The 24,532-nt window shown below is 65.0% G+C and carries 21 protein-coding genes; 10 read left to right on the top strand and 11 right to left on the bottom strand.

Going from position 1 to position 24,532, the window contains the following annotated elements; genetic code table 11:
- Positions 1 to 4: 4 nt before the first annotated feature.
- The 7 genes from QCE64_RS07540 (at position 5) to QCE64_RS07510 (ending at position 7,181) form a co-directional block, all read left to right on the top strand.
- Complete coding sequence (locus QCE64_RS07540; protein WP_309930184.1) at positions 5 to 307, top strand: hypothetical protein; 303 nt, start codon at positions 5 to 7, stop codon at positions 305 to 307.
- A 261-nt stretch (positions 308 to 568) separates the two neighbouring features.
- A complete protein-coding gene (locus QCE64_RS07535) occupies positions 569 to 1,198 on the top strand; it encodes a biliverdin-producing heme oxygenase (RefSeq protein ID WP_309916483.1) in 630 nt (209 codons plus the stop codon).
- Positions 1,195 to 3,588 (top strand): ATP-binding protein, encoded by a 2,394-nt coding sequence (locus QCE64_RS07530; protein ID WP_310003284.1) that lies wholly within the window; start codon positions 1,195 to 1,197, stop codon positions 3,586 to 3,588. Before QCE64_RS07535 ends, QCE64_RS07530 begins: the two co-directional genes overlap by 4 nt.
- A complete protein-coding gene (locus QCE64_RS07525) occupies positions 3,581 to 4,045 on the top strand; it encodes a response regulator (protein ID WP_309808453.1) in 465 nt (154 codons plus the stop codon). The genes QCE64_RS07530 and QCE64_RS07525 overlap by 8 nt, the downstream gene beginning before the upstream one ends.
- Positions 4,046 to 4,125: 80 nt before the next feature.
- Positions 4,126 to 6,063 (top strand): response regulator, encoded by a 1,938-nt coding sequence (locus tag QCE64_RS07520; protein WP_309930182.1) that lies wholly within the window; start codon positions 4,126 to 4,128, stop codon positions 6,061 to 6,063.
- Between the two features lie 141 nt (positions 6,064 to 6,204).
- Positions 6,205 to 6,681 carry a VOC family protein gene (locus tag QCE64_RS07515; protein WP_310003282.1) on the top strand — a complete coding sequence of 159 codons (477 nt, stop codon included), beginning with the start codon at positions 6,205 to 6,207 and terminating at the stop codon, positions 6,679 to 6,681.
- Positions 6,682 to 6,707: 26 nt separating this feature from the next.
- Positions 6,708 to 7,181 carry a VOC family protein gene (locus QCE64_RS07510; RefSeq protein WP_309916471.1) on the top strand — a complete coding sequence of 158 codons (474 nt, stop codon included), beginning with the start codon at positions 6,708 to 6,710 and terminating at the stop codon, positions 7,179 to 7,181.
- A gap of 9 nt (positions 7,182 to 7,190) precedes the next feature.
- Here QCE64_RS07510 and QCE64_RS07505 read toward each other — a convergent pair whose 3' ends face one another.
- Together QCE64_RS07505 and QCE64_RS07500 are read right to left on the bottom strand one after the other, a co-directional pair.
- Positions 7,191 to 8,006 carry an ABC transporter permease gene (locus QCE64_RS07505; RefSeq protein ID WP_310003280.1) on the bottom strand — a complete coding sequence of 272 codons (816 nt, stop codon included), beginning with the start codon at positions 8,004 to 8,006 and terminating at the stop codon, positions 7,191 to 7,193.
- On the bottom strand, positions 8,003 to 8,710 hold the full coding sequence (locus tag QCE64_RS07500) for an ATP-binding cassette domain-containing protein (protein WP_309919722.1): 708 nt from the start codon (positions 8,708 to 8,710) through the stop codon (positions 8,003 to 8,005). The genes QCE64_RS07505 and QCE64_RS07500 overlap by 4 nt, the downstream gene beginning before the upstream one ends.
- Before the next feature lie 134 nt (positions 8,711 to 8,844).
- Between QCE64_RS07500 and QCE64_RS07495 the strand changes: the two genes are divergently transcribed.
- A complete protein-coding gene (locus tag QCE64_RS07495; protein ID WP_309916464.1) occupies positions 8,845 to 11,208 on the top strand; it encodes an AsmA family protein in 2,364 nt (787 codons plus the stop codon).
- Positions 11,209 to 11,860: 652 nt separating this feature from the next.
- Here QCE64_RS07495 and QCE64_RS07490 read toward each other — a convergent pair.
- The 5 genes from QCE64_RS07490 to QCE64_RS07470 form a co-directional block, all read right to left on the bottom strand.
- On the bottom strand, positions 11,861 to 12,103 hold the full coding sequence (locus QCE64_RS07490; protein WP_310003277.1) for a DUF2795 domain-containing protein: 243 nt from the start codon (positions 12,101 to 12,103) through the stop codon (positions 11,861 to 11,863).
- A gap of 44 nt (positions 12,104 to 12,147) precedes the next feature.
- Positions 12,148 to 12,414, bottom strand: a complete 267-nt coding sequence (locus QCE64_RS07485) for a hypothetical protein (protein ID WP_310003275.1) — start codon at positions 12,412 to 12,414, stop codon at positions 12,148 to 12,150.
- Positions 12,415 to 12,642: 228 nt separating this feature from the next.
- Positions 12,643 to 14,379, bottom strand: a complete 1,737-nt coding sequence (locus tag QCE64_RS07480) for a ClcB-like voltage-gated chloride channel protein (protein ID WP_309916461.1) — start codon at positions 14,377 to 14,379, stop codon at positions 12,643 to 12,645.
- A gap of 173 nt (positions 14,380 to 14,552) precedes the next feature.
- Entirely contained in the window at positions 14,553 to 15,356 is an 804-nt protein-coding gene (locus QCE64_RS07475) for an aldo/keto reductase (RefSeq protein WP_309916458.1), read from the bottom strand.
- A 59-nt stretch (positions 15,357 to 15,415) separates the two neighbouring features.
- Entirely contained in the window at positions 15,416 to 16,150 is a 735-nt protein-coding gene (locus QCE64_RS07470) for a glutathione S-transferase family protein (RefSeq protein WP_310003273.1), read from the bottom strand.
- 189 nt (positions 16,151 to 16,339) lie between these two features.
- Between QCE64_RS07470 and QCE64_RS07465 the strand changes: the two genes are divergently transcribed.
- Positions 16,340 to 17,581, top strand: a complete 1,242-nt coding sequence (locus tag QCE64_RS07465) for a cystathionine gamma-synthase family protein (protein ID WP_310003271.1) — start codon at positions 16,340 to 16,342, stop codon at positions 17,579 to 17,581.
- 54 nt (positions 17,582 to 17,635) lie between these two features.
- Here the strand turns inward: QCE64_RS07465 and QCE64_RS07460 are convergent, their stop codons facing one another.
- From QCE64_RS07460 to QCE64_RS07445, 4 genes are all read right to left on the bottom strand, one after another.
- Positions 17,636 to 18,574, bottom strand: a complete 939-nt coding sequence (locus QCE64_RS07460; protein WP_309916450.1) for a DmsC/YnfH family molybdoenzyme membrane anchor subunit — start codon at positions 18,572 to 18,574, stop codon at positions 17,636 to 17,638.
- A gap of 19 nt (positions 18,575 to 18,593) precedes the next feature.
- Complete coding sequence (locus QCE64_RS07455) at positions 18,594 to 19,340, bottom strand: 4Fe-4S dicluster domain-containing protein (RefSeq protein ID WP_309916446.1); 747 nt, start codon at positions 19,338 to 19,340, stop codon at positions 18,594 to 18,596.
- Between the two features lie 11 nt (positions 19,341 to 19,351).
- Positions 19,352 to 22,282: a molybdopterin oxidoreductase family protein gene (locus tag QCE64_RS07450; RefSeq protein ID WP_310003269.1), complete on the bottom strand. Its 2,931-nt coding sequence runs from the start codon at positions 22,280 to 22,282 to the stop codon at positions 19,352 to 19,354.
- Positions 22,283 to 22,349: 67 nt separating this feature from the next.
- Positions 22,350 to 23,426 carry a YeiH family protein gene (locus QCE64_RS07445; RefSeq protein ID WP_310003267.1) on the bottom strand — a complete coding sequence of 359 codons (1,077 nt, stop codon included), beginning with the start codon at positions 23,424 to 23,426 and terminating at the stop codon, positions 22,350 to 22,352.
- A gap of 113 nt (positions 23,427 to 23,539) precedes the next feature.
- On the opposite strand from QCE64_RS07445, the gene QCE64_RS07440 reads away from it, so the two are divergent.
- A complete protein-coding gene (locus QCE64_RS07440; RefSeq protein WP_309916438.1) occupies positions 23,540 to 24,430 on the top strand; it encodes a LysR family transcriptional regulator in 891 nt (296 codons plus the stop codon).
- The last annotated feature ends 102 nt before the right edge of the window (positions 24,431 to 24,532 follow it).

Genomic DNA, 24,532 nt, shown 5'->3' with positions numbered 1-24,532 from the left:
GATCATGAAGCAGTCGAACAAGGAACCCGCAAGCGCGCCCGAACGCGGCCGCGAGGTGTCGAGCAGCGATCGCAATACCCGGACGCGCGACGATGCCGCGAACGCACCGTTGCCTCACGAAGCGGACCAGAACGTCGAATCGCAGCATGAGCACGATCCGCGCGAGGTCGGCAAGCAGGCGCACGAGGATCTCGAACGCGGGCTCGTCGATACCGACCGGCGCGGCGGCGACGACTATCAGCGCGGCACGCAGCGGGACGAGCACGCCAACGTCAATAGCGGTGACGGCCGGCCGCGCAAGTCCTGAAAAAAATTTGAACTGACCGGTGAATTGTTCCGGCAACGGCGCGGCAGATTGCTTATAACCGCTGGCCTTACATGGCAGCGGCGAGGCCGGATGCGTAGAATGACTCTTTTTTAAATGAGCGCTCGCATCACGTTCGCCGCCAAGCGTTCGCGGTGCGATTTCTACCGACACCCACGCCCAGCCAGGCGCCCGAACCGGTAAGCCCTTCCGATACCCGCATCATTCGTCCGCCTCGCGGTCCTTAAGCCCACTCATCGCAACATGCAATCCGACCTTCTGTCCCGCCTGAAGAACGAAACCGCCGCGTGTCATGCACGGCTCGAGAATGCGCTTGACCTGATGCGGGACGATCTGCAACGCGACGAATACATCGCGCTGCTCGAACGATTCTATGGCTATGTTGCACCGTGGGAGGACGCCGCGGCCGCGTGCCTGCCGGCCACGCTGTCGGTCTTCTTCGACCAGCGCCGCAAGGCGCCGCTGCTGGCCGCCGATCTCGCCGCGCTGACTGGCGAACGCCGGCCGGTCGGCTCCGTGCCGCAGGCCGACACGCGCTATGACCTGCCGCGCCTCCACAACCTGGGCGATGCGTTCGGCTCCATGTACGTGATGGAAGGCAGCACGCTCGGCGGACGGTTCATTGCGCCACACGTCGCGCAGCGTCTCGATCTCGCGTCAGGCCTGGGCAATGCCTATTTCGAAGGCTATGGCGCGCGCACCGGCAGCATGTGGAACGCGTTCCGCGAAACCGCCGCCGCCTCGGTGCCCGAAGCCCAGCATGACGACGCGGTGAAGGCCGCCATCGCCACCTTCGAGAGCCTGCAGTCCTGGCTGTGTCCCGAAGCGGCCGGTGTCGACGTCGTCCCGCCCGTACCGGGAGCCGTCACATGAGCGGGACGGACAGCGGATCCGGCGGTTCACTCACTCCCGGAGCGGGGAGCTACGGACCGCCCGACGCCGAGGCACGCCGGCTCACGCTCAGTTCGGGCGTCGCGAGCAAGGATTGCGACGCCGAGCCGATCCACGTTCCCGGCGGCATCCAGCCGCATGGCTATCTGCTGGCGCTGGCCGACGATCTCCGCATCGTGCAGGCCAGCGACAACCTGCCTGCATTGACGGGCGCGCCTCTGGATGCGCTGCTTGGCCAGCCGCTCGCGGTGGCGCTCGGCGAGGCCGCCGCGCAGCGCATCGCGCACGTGGCCAGCATGGCGGCGCTGGAGGATTCGCCGCTGTATGTCGGACCGGTCGAGATACCGGCCGCGCCCCCCGGCTCCGCGCGTCTCGATGTCACGCTGCACCGGCACGACGGCATCCTGATCGTCGAGATGGAAGCGGCGGCGGCAAGCGGCGACACGTTCGCCTCGATGTATCCGCTCGTGCGCACCTTCGCGCGCGGCCTGCAGGATGCGGCGACCGTCCAGGAACTGGCGGAACTCGCGGTGCGCGAGGTGCGCGCGATCACGGGCTTCGGCCGCGTAATGCTCTACAGCTTCGACGAAGAAGGGCGCAGCCACGTGCTCGCGGAAGACCGCGAGGCGGACTACGCGTCGTTCCTGCATCAGTTCTTTCCGGCTTCCGACATTCCGCGCCAGGCGCGCGCGCTGTATCTGAAGAACCGCATCCGCCTGGTCGCCGACGTCAACTACACGCCCGCGCGCCTCGTGCCGGATGTGAACCCGCTCACGGGCCGTCCGACCGACCTCACCTATTCGACGCTGCGCAGCTTCTCGCCGGTGCACCTCGAATACATGCGCAACATGAACACGCATGCGTCGATGTCGGTGTCGATCGTCGTGCGGGGCCGCTTGTGGGGCCTCGTCTCGTGCCACGACCATGCGCCGCGCATCGTGCCGTTCAACACGCGCGTCGCGGTCGAGCATCTCGGCAACATGCTGTCCTTGCAGATCGAGGCGAAGGAAGAGCGCGCCGAAGGCGAATATCTCACCGACCTGCGCCGGACCATGGGCCGCCTGATCGCCGCGATGGGCGAGCACGAGCGTTTCGTGACCGGACTGCAGTCCGTGCCCGCCGACGTGCTGAACTTCGCGCGTTCCGCCGGCGCGGCCATCGTGTTCGATGATCAGGTGACGCTGCTCGGCGCCACGCCCGACGAAGACACGGTGCGCGCGCTCACGCACTGGCTCGCGGAACATACCAGCGGCGTCTGGGCGACCGATTCCCTGGCGCGCCAGTGGCCGCCCGCCAAGGCGCGCGAAGACCGTGCGTGCGGCGTGCTGGCGGTGCCGGTGTCGCAGATCTTCCGCAACTATCTGCTATGGTTCAGGCCCGAGGTGATGCAGACCATCAAGTGGGCGGGCGAACCGGTCAAGATCGAGGACGGGGCCGGCGCGAGCGCGCCGCGCACCAGCTTCTCGCCGTGGCTCGAAACCGTGCGCGGGCATTCGAAGCCCTGGCGCGCGGGCGAGATCGAGATTGCGGGCGAGCTGCGCGGCGCGCTCCTGAACATCGTGCTGCGGCGCGCCGAGGAACGCGCGGCGCTCGCCACCGAGCTCACGCGCGCCAACAAGGAACTGGAAGCGTTTTCCTATTCGGTGTCGCACGACCTGCGCGCGCCGCTGCGCCATATCGCCGGATACGGCGACCTGCTGCGCGAGCAGGAGGGCGAGCGCATGTCGGAGAAAAGCCGGCGCTTTCTCAACAACATGCTGGATTCGGCGCGCTTCGCGGGCACGCTCGTCGACGATCTCCTGACCTTTTCGCAGATGGGCCGCGCCGCGCTGCGCCCCGCCCCGGTGGACCTCGGCATGCTGGTGCGCTCGGTCGTGCAGGAGTTCGAGCAGGAGGCGTCGGGACGCGATATCGAATGGGTGATCGGCGACCTGCCGCGCGTCACCGGCGACGCGGCTTTCCTGCAACTGGCGGTGCGCAACCTGCTGTCGAACGCGGTGAAATATACGAGAACGCGGGAATCGGCGAAAATCGAGGTATTCGCCAGCCGCAGCGGCGAGGAATACATCATCGGCGTCCGGGATAATGGCGTCGGCTTCGACATGAAGTACGGCGCCAAGCTGTTCGGCGTGTTCCAGCGCCTGCATCGCGCGGAAGAGTTCGAGGGCACGGGCATCGGACTTGCAAATGTGCGGCGCATCATCGAACGGCACGAAGGGCGGACCTGGGCCCAAGGGCATCCGGGGCAAGGCGCGGTATTCTATTTCTCGCTGCCGGTCGTGTTTCGCAGCATCGGCGCCGCGCAAGGCGCAAAGGGACCCAACGGCGCTCAAGGCACGCCAGTAACAAAGTCACGAAGAGACCATGCTTAAACCGATATTGCTTGTCGAAGACAACCCGAATGACCTCGAGCTGACGCTCGTCGCGCTCGACAAGAGCCAGCTCGCCAACGAGGTCATCGTGGCGCGCGACGGCCAGGAAGCGATCGACTATCTCACCTCCGAAGGCGAGTGGAAGGCGCGCGCGCCGGGCAATCCCGCCGTCATTTTGCTCGACCTGAAGCTGCCGAAGATCGACGGTCTGGAAGTGCTCGACATGATCCGCTCGAACGCGGCGCTCAAGAGCATTCCGGTCGTGATGCTGACCTCGTCGCGCGAGGAGCAGGATCTGATTCGCAGCTACGAACTCGGCGTGAATGCGTATGTCGTGAAGCCGGTCGAGTTCGCGGAATTCGTCGAGGCGATCAGCGATCTCGGCGTGTTCTGGGCCGTGCTCAACGAGCCGCCGCCGGGCTCGACGCGCCTGCGCCGTCCGCCCAACGCGCAATGAGCGCAGCGATCCTGTCCGCGGCGTCCCGCCGCTTCGCGCACCCGTCCCCGCACCCGACTTCCGGCGAGGACGTGTAGATCATGCAGCCCCTGCATCTGCTTCTCGTCGAAGACAACGCACTCGATGCGGAGTTGACGATCGCCCAGCTCGAACGCGCGGACTATGCGGTCGAAGCGTCGATCGTCTACGACTCCGCGGCGTTCGTCGCCGAACTCGAGAAGAAGCGTTTCGACGTGATCCTCGCCGATTTCGTGATGCCCACGTTCTCGGGCATCGAGGCGCTGACCATCGCGAGCGAACGCACGCCGGACACGCCGTTCATCTTCGTGTCGGGGCTGCTCGGCGAGGAACATGCGGTCGACATGCTGAAGCGCGGCGCGACCGACTACGTGCTGAAGCAGCGCCTCCAGCGCCTGCCCGCCGTTGTGCGCCGCGCGATGCGCGAGAGCGCCGAACGGGCGCAGCGCATCGCCGTGGAACGCGCGCTGCGCGAAACCGAAACCCATTTCCGGCTGCTGATCGACGCGCTCAAGGACTACGCCGTCATCACGCTCGACCCGGAAGGGCGCATTCGCACCTGGAACGCCGCATCGGAGCGCATTCTGGGCTTTCCGGCGCAGGACGTGCTCGGGCAATCGGCGGATATCTTCTATAGCCAGGAAGACCGCGAGACCGGCGTGTTCGAGGCCGAATTGAACACCGCGCGCCGCGAAGGCAGCGCAAGCGACGACCGCTGGCTGTGGCGCAAGGACGGCCATTCGTTCTTCGCGTCGGGCGTGACTACCGCGATCCGCAGCGAGCATGACGAACTGATCGGCTTCTCGAAGATCGTGCGCGACGCCACCGATGCCCACATGGCCGCCGACGCGCTGCGTCTCGCGAAGGATCAGGCCGAATCGGCCAACCGCGCGAAGGACCATTTTCTGGCGGTGCTGTCGCACGAACTGCGCACGCCGCTCACGCCCATTCTGGCGGCCGTGCGCCTGCTCGAAATGAAGCATGCGCTGCCGCGCGAGGCCCATCCGACGCTCGACCTGATCCGTCGCAATGTCGAACTGGAAGCGCGCCTGATCGACGATCTTCTCGATCTCACGAGCATCGCGCGCGGCAAGCTCTCGCTGAATTTCGCGAACGTCGCGCTGGACACGCTGCTGACGAGCGCGCTCGACATGTCCGAAGCCGACCTGCGCGCCAAGAGCCTCACCCTGAAGACGTACTTCGACGCGAGCCGCTTCGTCGTGCTGGGCGACGCCGCGCGCTTGCAGCAGATCGTCTGGAACCTGATGAAGAACGCGGTGAAGTTTACCCCGGCGAATGGCCGCATCGAAGTGCGCACCTGGAACCCGGATCCCGCGACCATTTCGGTTTCGGTCACGGACAGCGGCATCGGCATCAGTGCCGAGGCGCTGCCGCGCATTTTCTCGGCGTTCGAACAGGCCGACGATTCCATCACCCGTTCCTTCGGCGGTCTGGGACTGGGACTGGCCATCGCCAGCACGCTCGCGCAGAAGCATGGCGGCACGCTGTCGGCCTACAGCGAGGGGCGCGAGAAGGGCGCGCGCTTCACCCTCACGCTGCCGCTCGCCCGCGTGCAGCCGGAGCATGAGGACGCGCCGCGCGTCGAGGCGGCGCAGCAGGAACACAGCCGAGCGCTGAGAGTCCTGCTGGTGGAGGACAACGAGCAGACGTCGTCCGCCATGGCCGAAGTGCTGGAAATGCTGGGCCATCAGGTGACCGTCGCCATCACGGTGGCGGAGGCGATCGGACACGCGAAGCGCGCGTCGTTCGATCTGCTGGTCAGCGATATCGGACTGCCGGACGGCAGCGGACTCGACATCGCACGCGCCTGGACGAGCCTGCAGCCCAACAAGCCATCCGTCGCCATCACGGGCTACGGCATGGACGAGGACATTCGCCGTTGCCGCGAAGCCGGCTTCCTCGATCATCTGACCAAGCCCGTGAATTTCTCGCGGCTCGAAGGCCTGATTCAATCGCTTGCCGAGCAGTCTTCGAAATAGGCTATCGCGTCATGCCGGCGCGGCGTGAAATTTTTGCGCCGCCGCTGCGCGTTCATGTCGATTGACGCCCGCGCGGATCGTTGTAGGGTGTGAGAGCGCCGCCACTGCCTGGCGCGCCTCGTCCACTCTCACGGAGCCGACATGTCCTCTGCTGCTACTGAACCCATTCCTCCCGGCATGCATTCGCTGACCCCGCACCTGTGCTGCGCGGACGCCGCCAAGGCCATCGACTTCTACAAGCGCGCGTTCGACGCCGTCGAAATGGGCCGCATGCCCGGCCCGGACGGCCGGCTCATGCATGCGATGGTCAAGATCGGCGATTCGATGCTGATGCTGGTCGACGAACATCCTGAATTCGGCATGCTCGGGCCGAAGGCGATCAAGGGTTCGCCGGTCACGGTGCATCTCTACGTCACGGATGTCGATGCCACGGTCAGGCAGGCGGCCGAGGCCGGCGCGAAGGTCACGATGCCCGTCGCCGACATGTTCTGGGGCGACCGCTATGGCCGTCTCGAGGATCCGTTCGGGCATCAGTGGTCGGTCGCGACGCACAAGCGCGACGTGAACCCGGAAGAGATGAAGGCCGCGATGGAAAAGGGCTGCGCGCCCGGCCAATGACCCCATTCGAGAACGGAGACCCGCAGATGGACAAGATCTCACCCTGCCTCTGGTTCAAAGGCAACGCGGAAGAAGCCGCAAATTTCTACGTCGCGACCTTCAGGGGTGCGCGCATCGCCGAAGTCATGCGCCATACGGAGGCCAGTCCCGGTCCCGCCGGCAGCGTGCTCGCCGTGCTGTTCGAACTGGAGGGCGAGGCCTTCATGGCCTTGAACGGCAATTCGCAGTTCGACTTCACGCCGGCCGTTTCGATGTTCATCAAGTGCGATACCCAGGAAGAGATCGACTACTACTGGGACAAGCTGATGGACGGCGGCAAGTCGATGGCCTGCGGCTGGCTCACCGACCGCTATGGCGTCGTCTGGCAGGTGGCGCCGAGGCGTTTGCTCAAGATGCTGCAGGACCCGGATGCGGAGAAGGCGAACCGCACGATGCGCGCGATGATGGACATGATCAAGCTGGACTTCGTCGAGCTGGAGCGGGTCTACAACGGCGCGTGACCGGACAATTCAAGTGGCGCGCTTGCGCGGGCGGCGCTCCACGAGTTTCGCCGCCATGAAGCGATGGTCGCCCGCGAAGAGCCGTCGGTAGGTCAGCACGATCGCGGCGACCACGCCGAGCGCCGAGGCTGCCGCGATCAGGAACATGATGACGATCTGATAGCGCACCGCCTGCAACGGCGACTGTCCGGCGAGCACCTGGCCGGTCATCATGCCGGGCAGGCTGACGAGGCCGACCACCGCCATCTGGTTGAGGGTGGGAATCATGCCCGCGCGCACGGCCTGGCGCGCGGGGCCTTGCGCCGCTTCCCAGCGGGTTGCGCCGAGCGCGAGCGACATCTCGACGGCGGCGCGTCCGGCGGTCAGTTCCTCGGTCATCCGCTCGATGCCGAGGGACACGCCCGTGAGCGTATTGCCGAGAATCATGCCGAGGATCGGAATCGCGTATTGCGGCTCGTACCAGGGATGAATACGGATCACGACGAACAGCCCGAACGCGCCGATCAACCAGGAACTGCCCCAGATCGACAGGATGCTGTCGACGCGCTGGCCCGCGTAAGTGCGCCGTCCGCGTCCGGATGCCGCGAAGCCGGCGATGACGGTCATCAGCGCCATCAGCGGCAGGACGACATACCAGCGGTCGAACGCAAAAACCCAGCCGAGCACATAGCCGATCAGCAGCAGCTGCACGACGGTGCGCACCGCCGCGACGGCGAGCTTGCGTTCGAGCCTGAGCTGGAGCGCGACCGACAACGCGCCATTCACCACGATCAGCAAGGCCGCCAGTCCGATATCGACGATCCCGAGATTCTGATAGCCGTTCATCGCAGGTCGCCTCCGAGCACGCCGGCGTTCATGGTCAGGTGGCGCGTGGCGACGCGCCGCGCCTGTTCCGGATCGTGCGACACCCAAATGCAGGCGCGGGCGGCATCGGCATCGAACCAGGCGGCAACGAGCGCTTCGATCGACCGCGCCGAAGCCGGGTCGAGCGAGGCGGTGGGTTCGTCGAGCAGGAGCACGTCGGGCGCGAGTTGCAAGGTGCGCACGAGCGCGGCGATCTGCGCCTCGCCGCCCGACAGCTCGCTGGCGGACTTGTCGAGGAAATCGGCGGCGCGTCCGGCCGCCTGGGCCAGCCGCGCCGCGATGTCCCGATCGAAACGCACATCTCGATAGGCCTTGAGCATGAACGGATAGCGCAGGTTGTCCTCGACGCTGCCGTCGAGCATCGCGGGACGTTGCGCGATATAGGCCACGCGCCGCCGGTACGCCGGAATGCGCGAGCGCGCGATCCGCTCCCCGCGCCAGGTCACGTAGCCTGCATCGCAGGCGTCGAGCAGCGCGAGCGTGCGCAGGAAGACGCTCTTGCCGGAGCCGGAAGGGCCCGTGATCGCGGCGCGCTCGCCGCCATACAGCGTGAAATCGGTGGGCTGAAGCAGCGTCGTGCCTCTCACGGCGTCGCGCCGCGTGACGCCGTGGGCGGTCACGAGCTCGGTCTTCGGGGAAACGCCGGGCGATGTCGCTTCGGGCATCGGATGCATGTCAGGTGGAGGGGTCGAGATCGACATCTTACGGAGTTTCAAGCGGTGTCCAGAAGGCGCGTGGACGCACGCCGGGCACATTATGTGCTGCCGCACCGAATAACGATAATACGCATGGAGAGGTCATGGCGCAGGCTGGAACGACCCGCAAAATCGGCAAGATCGCCGCCTGGTTCTTCGGCATTCTGGCGGTGCTGATTGCGATCCTGGTGGTCATTTTCCTGACCTTCGACTGGAACCGGCTGCGACCGTGGGTGGACGACAAGGTGTCCGAGGCCATCGGCCGCCGCTTCGAGATCACCGGCGACCTGAAGGTGGGCTGGCATCGTCCGCCCAACGAGACCGGATGGAAACGCTGGGTGCCATGGCCGCGCTTTTCGGCCGAGAAGATCACCATCGCGAACCCGGACTGGACGCGTCAAAAATTTTTCGCGACGCTCGACGAGATCGACTTCCAGGTCGCCGTGCTGCCCCTGCTCGCGCATGACATCGTGATTCCGTCGATCAATCTCGTGAATCCGTCCATCGATGTGGAGCGGCTCAAGGACAAGCGCAATAACTGGACGTTCAAGTTCAAGCAGTCGAACGAACCGTCCACGTGGAATCTCAAGCTCGGCGACATTTCGCTCGCGAAGGGCACCGTGAGCCTGCGTGACGAAGTCACCAAGGCTGACATGCAGGCGGTCATCGATACGCTCGGTCAGCCCGTGCCCATCGGTGAAGTCATGAAGCAGCAGGAAGCAGCGTCGGCGAAGTCTTCGGCCGAGATGGTCGGCAAGAGCGGCGCGGCGAAGCTCAACAAGCAGGCCGATGCGGCGGCGGCTTCGGAAGCGTCGGCCGCATCGGCGGCGTCCGCTGCGGCAGCGGCGAATGCATCGGCGCCTAATCCGGCGAGCACGTCAGCGAACACCAGCATCACCACCAAGGACGCTCCTAAGCCGCCGGTTCCCCCCTATGCGTTCGGCTGGACCGTGAAGGGGACGTACAACGGCGGCAAGGTGTCCGGCGACGGCAAGCTGGGCGGCGTGCTCGCGGTACAGGACGCACAGCGGCCGTTCCCTGTGCAGGCCGACGTGCGCCTCGGCGACACGCATATCGCCTTCGTGGGCACCGTGACCGATCCTGCGCATCTCGCGGCGCTCGACCTGCGCCTGTGGATCCAGGCCGTCAGCATGGCGCATCTGTATCCATTTACTGGCGTGACGCTGCCCGAGACGCCGCCGTTCGCAACCGAAGGGCGTCTGACCGGACAGTTCCGCGAAGACGGCAACGTGTTCCATTACGAGAACTTCACGGGACGCGTGGGCGGCAGCGATATCAACGGTTCGCTGGTCTATGCGGGCAAGAAGCCGCGTCCGCTGCTGCAGGGCGAACTGGTGTCGCATCTGTTGCAGTTCAAGGATCTCGCGCCGATCATCGGCGCCGATTCCAACGCGAGCAAGGCCAAGCGCGGCGAGACGGAGAAGCAGCCATCGTCGAAGGCGCTGCCGACCGAGGAGTTCAAGACCGATCGCTGGAAGTCCATCGACGCCGATGTGAAGTTCACCGGCGAACGCATCATCAAGGACCCGGACCTGCCGATCACGAACCTGTACACGCACGTGGTGATGAACGATGGGGTGTTGTCGTTCGAGCCGCTGAAGTTTGGCGTGGCGGGGGGCTCGCTGGCATCGAACATTCATCTCGACGGCAGCGCAGCGCCGCTCAAGGGACGCGTGTCGGCGCAGGCACGGCATCTGAAGCTCAAGCAGCTGTTCCCGACCAACAAGACAATGCAGTCGGCGCTGGGTGAAATCAATGGCGATGCGGCGTTGTCCGCTACCGGCAATTCGCCGGCGGCGCTGGCGGCGACATCGAACGGCGAAGTGAAGGCGTTGGTCACCGAAGGCACCGTCAGCCGGCTTTACATGGAAGCAGCCGGGTTGAACGTGGCGAATGTCGTGTATGAGAAGCTGTTCGGCAAGCGTGATGTGAACATCAACTGCGCGGCGGCGGATTTTGTCGTGACGGATGGCGTGCTCGATTCACGCGTCTTCGCGCTCGATACCGATGACGCGGTCATCAACGTCGACGGCACGATCAACCTCAAGACCGAAGCCATGGATCTCGGGATCCATCCGCACACGAAGGGCGTGCGGATCTTCTCGCTGCGCTCGCCGCTGTATGTGAAGGGCACGTTCAAGGATCCGCATATCGGCGTGAGTCCGGTGCTGGCGATACGCGGCGCGGCGGCGGTTGGATTGGGGCTCATCAATCCGTTCGCGGCGCTGATTCCGCTGATTGCTCCGAGTAACAACAAGCCGCTGCCGTGCCAGCAGATGCTTGCTGATATCGGCAAGGCACCGACCGCGCCGCCTGCGGGACAGAAGGAGAAGGCCAAGGCGGCGCCGGCTTATATGTCGTCGGGGGCGGCGGCGAGTGATCAGGGCGCGAAGAAGAAGCCGGCGGCGCCGGTGGGGGCTAGTGCCGCGCAGTATAAGGGGAGTTGACTTACGTCGCGTCAGCAAGGGAGTGCTGATTCCGCCGCTTTAGAAAGGGGAGGCTTGGGGAACGTGCTTGCCTCGCTCCGACAAGGCGCGGATAACCACGCAATCCGTCTTGCAAGACGAATAAAGGCTTGACGCGCTCGCTCGTTCAGCACGAGCGAGACGCGGGTTCCGCTTTGCTACAGGCTTCCAACCTGTCCGCTGCGCATGCAATGAGATTTCACAGAATAGGACAAACCTGCTTTTGATTGCGTGTTTATGTTTGTGAAATTGTGTCCCGGACGGGCGTGATCTGTTGCTTTATGGCAGGCAGATGAAGATCGACATGCCGAGGGCTAGTAGCCGTTTCCGCGGCACGCAAAGAGGCGATGCAATAGGAGTTCTCCACAGGCCGCGTGGAAAGCCCTGTGGAAAACCGCTGGGTGACTTGCTCAGTCATTTGAATTCTTTGGGAAATCCAGACGTGGTGCGGATCGAACCAAGATCGTCACCAGGCAAACCACTGCAATCGAAGCCTGACTTATCCACATATTCTGTGGACAGCGCTGTTGAAAAGGCCGGGGGATCGGCCTAAGTCTTTGACGGCGAACGATTAGTATGACGTGCCCGAAGGGCAGCACACATGCACGCTACGCTTCCATACGCGCACCAGCACTCAACTCGACAGCCCCGGTCCGCCATTACTTCCCAGCAACTGCTCGACCGAATCCGCATCCGCATAATCCTGCTCGGGCAGCCCGTCGAACAGCGTGACGACATCATTGCTGACGCCGGCTTCGCGCGCGGCGTCGACGATGGCGTCCTTGTTGGCGGGATACTTCACGAGGCGCAGCACTTGAGCGATCTCATCGTCGATCGGCTCGTCGTTCAAGGCGTGTTTTGCGTGCGTGTCGGTCATTGCGCTGGCTCGATGAATTGATGATTCGAAAGGAAAGGCAGCCGTCAGGTCTGCACCTGAACCGGCTGGCTAGCCATACCGTGATTCGGCGTACGCGACTTCGGCAGCGGCACGTGGCGCCAGCGCGCGTGATCGAGGTCCTGCGCGGCAACTTCAGGCGCCGGCGGCGCAACCGGAGCGACATTGACGCGCAGGGCGGCGCGTGTCGCGGTGCCGGCGGCGGTGGATTCGTCGGTGGAACTCGTATGCAGCGGCGCGGCATAGCACGAGACCGACACCAGGGCCATCGACAACAACGTTGAGGTCTTCATCGGGCAACCCCTCCTCACGTAGGCAGCGAGAATCATCAAGCAAAGCCTGTGCCGATGCTCGCATGACCTGCCTGGCCGCGCGCCGCGACCGCCTGAGCGGCTGCGCACGGGCGCGACGTGCGGGCGTCGCGCGGACGTACTTCGAGTGAAATGTGAAGTGGACCCGGACCGCGCGCATGACGCACGCAAGCGGCACGCCGCGCCGCAAAATTGCACGGCTGCGCAGTTTCAGCGCGACGTCGGATTCAAACGGAAGTATGCGTCCAGCAGCGAGGTTTTGTACACGACCCCCAGCAGCAATGGCTGGCTCTTGTTCTCGACCACCGGCAGACGCTCGCCCTGGAACGCGAGGAAGTGCTGCAGCGCCTCACCGAGCGACATGTCGGGCATCAGCACGTCGAATTGCGGCTGAAGATAGTCGGCGGCGGTCTTGGCTTGCGTGTCGTGCTCGTCGAGCAGGTCGGAGGTGATGTCCTTCAGCGCCACCACGCCACGAAAACGGCCGGCTTCATCGACGACATACAGGTACTTCACCGGATACTCGAGGAACACGCGCGTCATGTCCTTGATGTTCGCCGTGAGCGGCACGACGGTATCGGCGGGCTTGACGAGCTCGCGCATCTGCGTGGCGGCCAGACGCACGCGCTCCTTCTCCTCGCGGTTGCGGCGCAGCGTGACTTCGTACATCGAGGTCTGCTCCGAGGTGCGCGCAATGAAGTACGCAATCACGCACGACAGCATCAGCGGCAGCATCACCTGATACGAGAGCGTCATCTCGAAGATCATCAGGATGGCCATCAGCGGCGCGTGCGTGGCGGCGGCGAGAAACGCGCCCATGCCGACCATCGCATAGGCGTAGGGCGCCGAGGTGGCATGCGGCCAGATGGCATGCGCGCCGATGCCGAACAGGCAGCCCACCACGGCGCCAAAGAACAGCGTCGGCGTGAAGATCCCGCCGACCGCGCCGGAACCGGCGGTGGCGGCCGTCGCGATGATCTTGAAGAGCAGCAGCGTGAGCAGCGTGGTCCAGGTCCATTGCTCATGCAGCAGCGAATTCACGACTTCATAGCCGTTGCCCCAGACTTCGGGCCACCAGATCGAGATCACGCCGACGATCAGCCCGCCCGCCGCGAGCCGCACGGGCAAGGGCCACGGCAACATGGCGAAGCGTTTCTTCGAGGCGCTGAGCAGCCGCAGGAATTGCGGCGCGAGCACGCCGCAAAACAGGCCGAGCACGACGAAGAGCAGCACTTCGACACCGGTGACGGTGGGGAAGACCGGCATCTCGTACGGCGGCCGATAACCGGCGAACTCGCGCATCGTGATGTTGGCAACCACCGACGACACGACGATGGGCCCGAAGCTTTCCATCGCCATGGAGCCGAGCACGAGTTCGGTGACGAAGAAGGCGCCGGCGATCGGCGCGTTGTAGGCCGAGGTGATCCCGGCGGCCGCGCCGCACGCGACCAGCAGGCGCAAGCGCGGCGGATCGAAGTGGACCCAGCGGCCGATCAGCGACGACACGAGCGCGGCGAGCTGGACCATGGAGCCTTCGCGGCCGATCGAACCGCCGCTCGAAATGGTGATGAGCGAGGACAGGCTGCGCCAGAAGCTCTGCCAGACCGGCACGACGCCATCGCCGATGGTGACGGCTTCCATGTAGTCGGTGCTCGCGTTCTTGTTGACGCGGCGGCGCGCGATCAGCAGGCAGAAGCCCGCGATGACGCCGCCCGCGGCGGGCAGCAGCATGCGCACGGGCCAGGGCAGGCCGAGCGCGAGCGCCACGAGTCCTTCCGAACGATTACCCAGCAGATGTTGCAGGATCTCGATGCCTTCGCGAAACAGCGCCGTGGCGAACGCGCCGGCCACGCCGACCACGACTGCCCAGACGAGCATCGTATGCGAGTCCGACAGACGAAAGAGCCGTTGGGCGCGGGTACGGAGCTTGAGCAGGAACGAAAGCACTTTTGCGAAATCGTGGAAAGCTTAGAAGGAAATGGAATAAGGACGCCCGCAAGGATAGCATTGCAAGGCGGGTCTGCGGGCTTCGGGACATCGAAGAAAAACGCCCGGCGAACGCGTCAGCCGGGCGGCTATGTACGGATGCTATGCGTGGCGGCATGCGCCGCGCATCGCTATCACCATTTCGGCGCGAACGAAGGATTGGCGTTGCGCCGGCCTTCGTCGAGGGCATCGATCTGGGCGATGTCGTCGGCGTCGAGCTTGAGCTTCTGCGCGTCCCAGTTGCTTTGCTGATGCTCGGGATTCGTCGAGGCCGACAGCACCACGATATCCCGCGCCAGCAGCCACGCGAACGTGACCTGCGCAGGCGTGACATTGTGTTTCGCGGCGATCGCCTTGAGCGTCATGTCCTTGTGCGCGCGGCCTTCGCCGAGCGGCATGTACGCCGTCACCTTGATGCCGGACTTCTGCGTCGCATCGACGAGCGCCCGGTTCGCGAGGAACGGGCTCACTTCGATCTGATTGGTGACGATGTCCTTGCCGCCCGGCGCCGCCAGCGCTTCCTCGAGCAGCGGCGCGGTGAAGTTGGACACGCCGTAGTGGCGGATCAGCCCCAGTTGCTGCGCTTCCTGCAGCGCCGCGAGCGTTTCGGCGATCGGCACCGCGCCCTTGGGCGACGGCCAGTGGACCAGCGCGAGATCGATCGTGCCGATGTCGAGTTTCGCGTGACTGTCCTTCAGGCTGGCAATCAGCGCGTCGCGCGACAGCCGCTCCCACCAGACCTTGGTCGTGACCCAGACATCGTCGCGCGCGATGCCCGAATCGCGCACGCCCTGGCCCACGGCGGCTTCGTTGTTGTAGTACTGCGCGGTGTCGATATGGCGGTAGCCGATGCCGATTGCGCTCTTTACAGCTTCCGTGGTCTTGGCGGCATCGACGCGAAACGTGCCGAGACCGAAGGAAGGAATCGTTTCGATCATGCTGGCTCCTTGCTGAGTCGGGAGTGGATGGGCGTCAGGCGCGCGTGGTTCATCGTGGCTCACGCGTCCTGATCGAGTTCGGGATAGTGCCTGAAGATGCCGGATTCGTTGAACGGCAGACGCCGGTCCGAATCCACGTAGGCGGCAATGTTGGGCCGTTGCAGCACGGCATCGTGCAGCGCCGCCACGCGCGGATACTGCTCGCCGAAGCGCTTCATCGCGCGCGGAAACGCGTAATGCAGGCCATCGACGATCTGGAACATGGACAGGTCCACATAGCTGGTCTGGTCGCCGATCATCTGCGTGTCGCCCGCGGGATTCTGCTTCAGCACGCGTTCAAAATAGCCCATGAACTTCGGGACGCGCTTGTCGAGGAAATTCCGCGTGCGGATCTTCGCGGCGTCCTTCTGATCTTCATAGTAGAGGTCGGTGGCCAGCGGATGATGCGTGTCGTGCACTTCGGCAACGAAATCCGCGATGGTCAACTGCAGGCCATTGGCCACGTAGCGCAGGCCCTCATTCTGCGGCGCCAGGCCCAGCTTGGGACCGAGGTAGAGCAGGATGTTCGCGACGTGCGGCACGATCAGCTCGCCGTCCTTCAGGAACGGCGGTGCGAACGGAATATGCGGCTCGGTCTTGCTGTCGAGGATTTTCATCATCGCATTCATGCCGTAGCCGCTTTTCTTCGACTCGCGCGCGACCTCGATGTACGGCGCGCCGGCATCTTCCAGCGCCAGCCGGACGAATTCGCCGCGGCCCTGCAATCCGTCCCAGTAATGGAGTTCGTAAGGCATGAGTTGGGCTCCTTGTCGGGGAATGCCGCGCCGGGGTTCACGAGCGGAGCAGCGTTATCATGCTCGTCGCGAACGGCGCGGACGAAGGAACAGGCGAGCAACATGCGTACCCGTAAGCCGTGGATGCCATGAGCGGCTGAAGATCAGGCAAAATCGATGGTTTCGGATCGACTCGCTAGCGGAGAAGTAATGGACAAGCAAGGTTTCACCACAGGCATCGTTCACGGCGACAGGCAGCCCGGCGCGGAACACGGCGGCGTGCGTCAGCCGATCCATACATCGGTGCAGTATGGCTTCGAGCGCGTGGAAGATCTGATCGGCGTGTTCCAGGGCACGAAGAAGGGCGGCTTCAACTACGCCCGTCAGGGCACGCCGACCACGGCCGCGCTGGAGCGCAAGATCACGAGCCTGGAGCAGGGCGTCGGGTCCATCTGCTTCGGCACGGGCATGGCCGCGCTCTCCGCGGTGTTCCTGACGCTGCTGCGCGCGGGCGATCACCTCGTGTCGAGCCGCTATGTGTTCGGCAACACCAACAGCGTGTTCGGCACGCTCAGGACGCTCGGCATCGAAGTGACCACGGTCGATGCCACCTCCGCCGACAACGTCGCGAACGCCATCAAGCCGAACACGCGCATGGTGTTCGTCGAGACCATCGCGAATCCGGGCACGCAGATTCCCGATCTCGAAGGCATCGGCGCACTGTGCCGCGAGCGCGGTCTCGCCTATGTCGTCGACAACACCATCACGTCGCCGGCGCTGTTCGTGCCGAAGGCCGTGGGCGCGAGCCTCGTCGTCAATTCGCTGACCAAGACCATCGCGGGACACGGCGCCGCGCTCGGCGGCGCCGTGACCGATACCGGCCTGTTCGACTGGAGCAAGTATCCGAACATCGCCGACGATTACCGCGGCTCTGCGCCGAAGGAACAAGGGCTGTTGCAGGTTCGCAAGAAGGGACTGCGCGACATGGGCGGCTCGCTTTCGTCGGAGCAGGCGCATTCCATCGCGATGGGCGCGGAGACGCTCGCGCTGCGCGTCGCCCGGTGCAGCGACAATGCGCTCGCGCTGGCGCGCTTTCTCGAAGGGCACGAGGCCATCGGCCGCGTATTTTATCCGGGGCTGGAAAGTCATCCGCAGTATGCGATCGCGCAGAAGCTGTTCAAGGGCGCGTCCTGGCTGCTGTCGTTTGAACTGCGTCGCGCGGACCGCATGATCGACGTCGTCAATGCGCTGAAGCTGCCGATCAAGGCGACCGGACTCGGTGATACGCGAACGCTGATCATCCCGGTTGCGCCGACCATCTTTTACGAAGCCGGCGCCGAAGTACGCAAGTCGATGGGCATCTCGGACGGCATGCTGCGGCTCTCGGCGGGCATCGAGGATACCGCGGACCTGATCGCCGACTTCGATCAGGCGCTCAAGCTGGCCGTGTAAGCCGCTAACGCGTGCCTTCCCGGGCACGCGTTGTTTATGCTGCGGATCAGCCGATCACGAAGCCCGCGCGTAGTAGATGTTCTGCGGGTGGCGCGCTTCGGCGAAGAAGAACCAGCGTTCTGCGACTAGCCCCAGATACTGCGTGACGAAGGCCACGCAGAACAGCGCGGCGGACTGCGCGCCGATGCCCGCGAGCATCAGCACGAAGGGCACGCCGAACGCGCCGATCAGGAAGGTCCACTTGATGCGGCGGATCGCCTGCACGGTCTGTCCATGGAAGAACTCGCGCAGGTTGAAGGCGCCCGCCGTGAAGCCGCGCGATTTCTGCACGACGTTGGGCCCCTTGATGCCTGTCGCGCTCTGCACGGTGGACTTGGGCCGCAGACGCGCATTGCGCTGCAAGGACGCGACACGCGCCACACAACCGGCGAGCGTCAGCGTGCAGGCGCAGGCCGCGAGTCCCGCCGCAAGCGACGGCGCGAGCCATGCGGCGCAAGCGCTGGCGAGCGTGAAACCAGATGCGCAGCCGAGCAGTACGAAGTTGACCAGCGTGAGCGGCGTTGCCCATTCCTGGAGGAAGCGCAGGCATGCATAGATCATCGCGGTGCAGACGAACAGCGCGGCCGCCGCGAGCACGCCGATCAAGCCGATGGCCAGCGACCACGTCGCGCCGAGCCAGTGCGCAAAACCATAGAGCGCGGCGCAGCCGAGAAAGGCCGGCAGGGCCAGGCATTCGCGCGAGAGCCACGAGGTGCGCCACATCGCGATGGCGCGCCACGCGCGTTCCGGATGGCCGAGGTGAAAGAACGACGCGATCAGCCCGAGGCCGCCGAGCGCCACGGCAACGGCCGCGCCGATGACGAAGAAGGTCTGCGACGGCCCGGCGAACAGGCCGATGCGCGCCAGCAGTTCCACGCCGACGAGCGCGATCAGCAGGCCTTGCGCGGCGCCGCTCAGGGTCGTGAGGAACACGACAGAAAACGCGGGTTTCATGAGGATGCTCCGTGTGAGGTCAGACGCGGGCGGCCATGGCCGCCAGATTCAGTTCGCCGTGGGCGTCGAGCGCGTCATCGTCGGCGGCATTCGATTTGCCATTCGACTCGCCATTCGATTTACACCCGCACGAACCGCTGCCGCACGCATTCACGGGATTGCGCGGCAAGTAGTGATTCGCGGGCTTCGTGTCCCATTCGGGCATCAACTGATAACCGCCGCGCTCCTCGATCGCCTTCGAGACGACCGACTCCGGATCATGGATGTCGCCGAAGAGCCGCGCCGAAGTCGGGCACGCGAGCACGCAGGCAGGCTTGCGGTCGCGCTCGGGCAGCGCCTCGTTATAGATGCGGTCGGCGCACAGCGTGCACTTGGTCATCTCCTTGCGTTCTTCGTCGAGTTCGCGCGCGCCGTAGGGGCACGCCCACGCGCAGTACTTGCAGCCGATGCACTTGTCGAAATCCACCAGCACGAGCCCGTCTTCCTTGCGCTTGTAGCTCGCGCCGGTCGGACAGACGGGCACGCACGGCGGATCCTCGCAGTGCAGACACGACTTCGGGAAGTGAATGGTGTCGGCGAGCGGAAACTCGCCCGACTCATAGGTCTGCACGCGGTTGAAGAAGGTGCCGGAGGGATCGGCGTCATAGGGGCGCTGATCCGCGAGGCTGCCCGCTTCGCCGGAGGTGTTCCATTCCTTGCAGCTCGTCACGCAGGCATGGCAGCCGACGCAGACGTTCAGATCGATCACGAGAGCCATCTGGGTCATCGGAGTCTCCTTCAGTTGCCCGGGTTGCGCTTCAACGCGTTGCGCAGGCGCGCCGCGAACTCGCCGCGTCCCGCGAAGTAGGTCTGCACGACGCGCTGCACCGGCCCGGCCATGCCAGGTGCGGGGCGCATCGGCGGGAATTGCGGCAGGGTATGGCGCGCGTCGGCTTCAGCGGGATAGACGCGTACGCGCACGTCGTACCAGGCCGCCTGTCCCGTCACCGGATCCGAATTGGAGTAGCGGGCGCCTTCGCGCTGCGGGTCGGGGATTTCATCGGTGATGAGGTGATTGAGCAGGAAGCCACGCTGCGATTCGTTGGCGTCGGCGCCGAGGCTCCACGCACCCGAGGCCTTGCCGATCGCGTTCCAGGTCCATACCGTGCCGGGCTCGACCGCCTCGCTGTAGCGCGCCATGCAGCGCACCTTGCCCCATGGCGATTCGACGTAGATCCAGCCGCCATCCTCGATGCCGTTCGCCTGGGCCATGCGCGGATTCATGTACAGCAGGTTCTCGCCATGAATCTGCCGCAGCCACGCGTTCTGCGAGTCCCATGAGTGATACATCGCCATCGGGCGTTGCGTGACGGCGGCGAGCGGGTAGCGTTCGAGGTCGGTCGTGTCGCGTTCGAGCGGGGCGTACCAGAAGGGCAGCGGATCGAAGTAATGTTCGATGCGCGCACGCAGATGATCCGGCGGCTGCCGGCCCTTCGTGCGTCCCTGGGCGGCAAGGCGGAACTTCTGCATCACGTCGGAATAGAGCTGGATCAGGATCGGCGTGTCGAACTTGCGGAAGCCTTTTTCGACCGACCACTTCAGATACGGCCCGTTCTGGCCGCGCATGTACTGGAATTCCTCGGGCATCGTGTAATGGAAGACGCAGTCGTGCTTCGCATACTCTTCCCACTGGTTCGGATTCGGCTCGCCGACCAGCGCATCCTTGCCGTCCTTGCCGCGCCAACCCATCAGGAAGCCCACGCCTGAGCCCGGCGCGGTCTGGTGATTGACGATGAAATCCGGATAGTCGCGATACTTGCGCGTGCCTTCCGGCGTCGTGAAGGCGGGCAGCTTCAGCCGGCTGCCGAGTTCGACGAGCACTTCCTGGAACGGCCGGCATTCGCCGGTGCGCGGCACGACCGGCACGCGTACCGAATCGCACGGACCGTCGAACTCGGAGATCGGGCGATCGAGCATCGACATCGCGTCGTGGCGTTCAAGATAGGTCGTGTCGGGCAGCACGAGATCGGCGAACGCGGTCATCTCGGACTGGAATGCATCGCAGACCACGATGAACGGAATCTTGTACTCGCCGCTCGCGTCCTTGTCGGCCAGCATCTTGCGCACTTCCATCGTGTTCATCGACGAGTTCCAGGCCATGTTGGCCATGAAGATCATCAGCGTGTCGATGGGATACGGATCGCCGCGCCAGGCGTTCGTGATGACGCTGTGCATGACGCCGTGCACCGCGAGCGGATATTCCCACGAGAAGGCCTTGTCGATGCGCACCGGCGTGCCGTCGTCGTGGATGAACAGGTCCTCGGGCGCGGCGGGCCAGCCGAGCGGGCCGCTGGCGAGCGGCGTGTTGGGCTGCACCTGGTCGGGATGATTCGGCGGTTTCGCGGACGGCGGCACCGCGCGCGGAAACGGCGACTTGTGGCGGAAGCCGCCCGGCCGGTCGATGGTGCCGAGCAAGGACATCAGCACCGCGAGGCCGCGAATCGACTGGAAGCCGTTCGAGTGCGCAGCGAGCCCGCGCATCGCATGGAACGCGATGGGATTGCCCGTCACGTGATCATGCGTCTTGCCCCAGGCATCGGTCCAGCGGATCGGCAGCGTGATCTTGTGGTCGCGGCTCACCTGGATCATTTCGGCGGCCAGTCGCCGGATGGTCGCGACCGGAATGCCGGTGATCTCCGCCGCCCACTCCGGCGTGCAGGACGCGACCTGCTCGCGCAACAGCGCAAAGGATGGCGCGACGGGCGTGCCGTCTTCGAGCGTATAGCGGCCGTCGAGCGCGGGCTCGGCGTCCGGCGCGTGATGCGCGACCGCGCGGTTCGTCTTCGTGTCCCACCACAGATGATTCTGCGGGAAGAGCTTGTTGCCTTCGGGCGTGCTGGCATCCTCGACGAACAGGCCGAAGCGCTCGCTCGCCTCGTTCATGTCGAGCAGTTCGGCCGCGTTGGTGTAGCGCGTGACGAACTCGTGGTCGTAGGCGTCGGCGGCGATCAGTTCGTGGATCAGCGCCATGAAAAGGGCGCCGTCGGTGCCCGGGCGGATCGGCACCCATTCGTCGGCGATGGCCGCATAACCCGTGCGCACCGGATTGATCGCGATGAAGCGTCCGCCCGCGCGCTTGAACTTCGAGATGGCGATCTTGAGCGGGTTCGAGTGATGATCCTCCGCCGTGCCGATCATGAAAAACAGCTTCGACTGGTCGAGATCGGGACCGCCGAACTCCCAGAACGAACCGCCCATCGTGTAGATCATGCCGGCCGCCATGTTGGCCGAACAGAAGCCGCCATGCGCGGCGTAATTGGGCGTGCCGAAGTTCTTCGCGAACAGGCCCGTCAGCGCCTGCATCTGGTCGCGGCCGGTGAAGAGGGCGAACTGCTTGGGATCGGTGGCGCGCAGATGCGCGAGACGTTGTTCGAGCGTGTCGAGGGCCACGTCCCACGACACGGGTTCGAACTGCGCCTCGCCGCGCAACGCGCCGGGCTTGCGCATCAGCGGCTGGGTGAGACGCGCGGGCGAGTACTGCTTCATGATGCCCGACGCGCCTTTCGCGCAGATCACGCCCTGGTTCAATGGATGGTTCGGATTGCCGTCGATGTAGCGAACCTCGCCGTCGCGCAAATGCACGCGGATGCCGCAGCGGCACGCGCACATGTAGCACGTCGTGGTCTTGACATCGAGCGTCTCGTTCTGGGTGCGAGCGCCGTGTTCCATGAGTGCTCCTTCAAAAAGCGTCATCGCGCGATGGGGAGTTCGCGCGATGGATACTGCAACAGCCCGGTCAGCCGAACAGACGCTCGACGCCGAGGGTGATCGCAAGACCGCCGCCAACGAGCCATGCGTACAGGATCGCGCCGGTGGCAAGGGCACGCGGGCCGGCCGCGCGAATCTGCGCGAAGCGGGTTTCCATGCCGAGCGCCGTCATGGCCATCGTGAGCGCGAAGGTGTCGAGCATGTTGATCGTGCTGGTGGCGGTATCGGGCAGGACGTGCAGCGAGTTCACGACGACCAGTGCGAGGAAGCCGAGCGCGAACCACGGCACCGCGACCTTGCCTTTGCCTTGGGTCGGGTCCTGACCTGCGCCGGCGTTGCGCGAGCGGCTGATCCAGAAACCGATGACCAGCAGCACCGGCACCAGCAGCATCACGCGCGTCATCTTCACAATGGTGGCGATGTGCGTCGCTTCCGGACTGACGTTGCTCGCCGCGCCGACCACTTGGGCGACTTCATGGATCGTGCCGCCGAAGAACACGCCCGCGCCGAGCGCGTCGAGATGCAGCCAGCCGGCATTGAGCGCGAGCGGATAGAGGAACATCGAGAGCGTGCCGAACAGCACGACGCTGCCGACCGCCATCGCGCTCTTGTGCGGCTTGGACTGGAGCGTCGATTCGAAGGCGAGCACGGCGGCCGCGCCGCAGATGGCGCTGCCGGCGGCGGTGAGCAGCGCGGTGTCGCGGTCGAGCTTCATGAGCTTCATGCCGGCCCAGGTGCCCACGACGAGCGTGCTGACGACGACCAGCACCGACACCGTGAACCCCGCTGCGCCGACCTGCGCGATCTCCTGCAGGCTGACCCGCAGGCCGAAGAACGCGACGGCGATGCGCAACAGCTTGCGCGCGGAGAAGTTGACGCCGGCGGCCCAGCTGTCGGGCATGCCGTGGCGTAGTGCATTGCCGTAGAGCGCGCCCGCGATGATGCCGACGATCAGCGGGCTGATTCCGACTCCCGCGATGGCGGGCACGGCGGCAACACGCGTGACGGCGGCGGCAAACAGCGCGACGAAGAGAATGCCGTTGAGCTGTCCGCGTGTGGAAGACGCGGCGGGTGCAAGCGGGGAGGCGGACGGGACCGTGGACATGGAGGGTCTCAAGGATAGGTAGGAGTCTATGGGCTAATCCTATTCTCGATATATCAATATGAAAAATCGTGATTTAGAATGCCAAGTATCGGATAAGCGGATATTTGGAAGCGATGACCCCGGAGCAGCTGATAACCTTTGCGACCGTAGCGGAGCACGGCAACATCAGCCGCGCGGCGGTGGCGCTTCATCTCTCGCAGCCTGCGGTATCGGGGCAACTGCGGCTTTTGCAGGACGAATTCGGCGAGCCGCTTTATCAGCGCGACGGCCGCGGCATCCGCCTGACAGCGGCCGGCGAGCAACTGCTCGGGCATGCGGAGCGGCTACGTGAGACCTTCGCTCAGGCCCATGCGCTGCGCGACGCGCTGCGGGGGCTTGAACGCGGGACGCTGCGCATCGGCGCCAGTACGACGCCCGCCAGCTATCTGCTGCCATATCTGATCGCGGCGTTTCACAAGCGCTATCCCGATGTCACCGTGACGACCATCGACGGCAATACCAGCGACATCGTCGCGGCGCTCGGCGCGCTCGACATTGCACTGGTCGAAGGCCCGGCCGGGCAGGATCTGCCGCTCGGCACCACGGTGACGTCGTGGCGGGAGGACGAGATCGTCGCGATTGCACCGAAAGGGCATCCGCTCGCGGACGGCCGAGAATTCGTCACGCTCGACGAATTGGGGGCGCAGCCGCTCGTGTTGCGCGAGCCGGGCTCGGGGGTGCGGCTGATTGTCGAACGGGCGTTCGCGGAACACGGCGCGCCAATGCGTGCGGCGCTCGAAATCGCAGGCGTGGAGGGCGTGAAGGAAGCGGTGCGCGCGGGGATGGGCATCGGTTTCGTTTCGGCGATGTCGATCCGTCACGAGGACAACGCGCTGCAACGGCTGCGCCTCGCGCCCGAACCGCTCACGCGGCGCTTTTCCATTCTGCTGCCGCATGCCGCTACGCCTTCGCGTGTCGCCACGCGCTTTCTGGAACTGTGCGAGGAACCCGGCCTGATCGGCTAGGGAATTCCACTATGGCGCGCCTCACGTACTCTGACGCACCATTCGCTCTGAATCAGGACGCTGCGGCGTCTTTTTTGAAATCTTTAAATGGAACCGGTTCCA

The organism is Caballeronia sp. LZ043 (assembly GCF_031451075.1).
In the GTDB taxonomy this organism is placed as follows: Bacteria; Pseudomonadota; Gammaproteobacteria; order Burkholderiales; family Burkholderiaceae; genus Caballeronia.
Note: the sequence above shows the minus strand (reverse complement) of the source record. Positions and strands in the feature narration are given on the sequence as shown.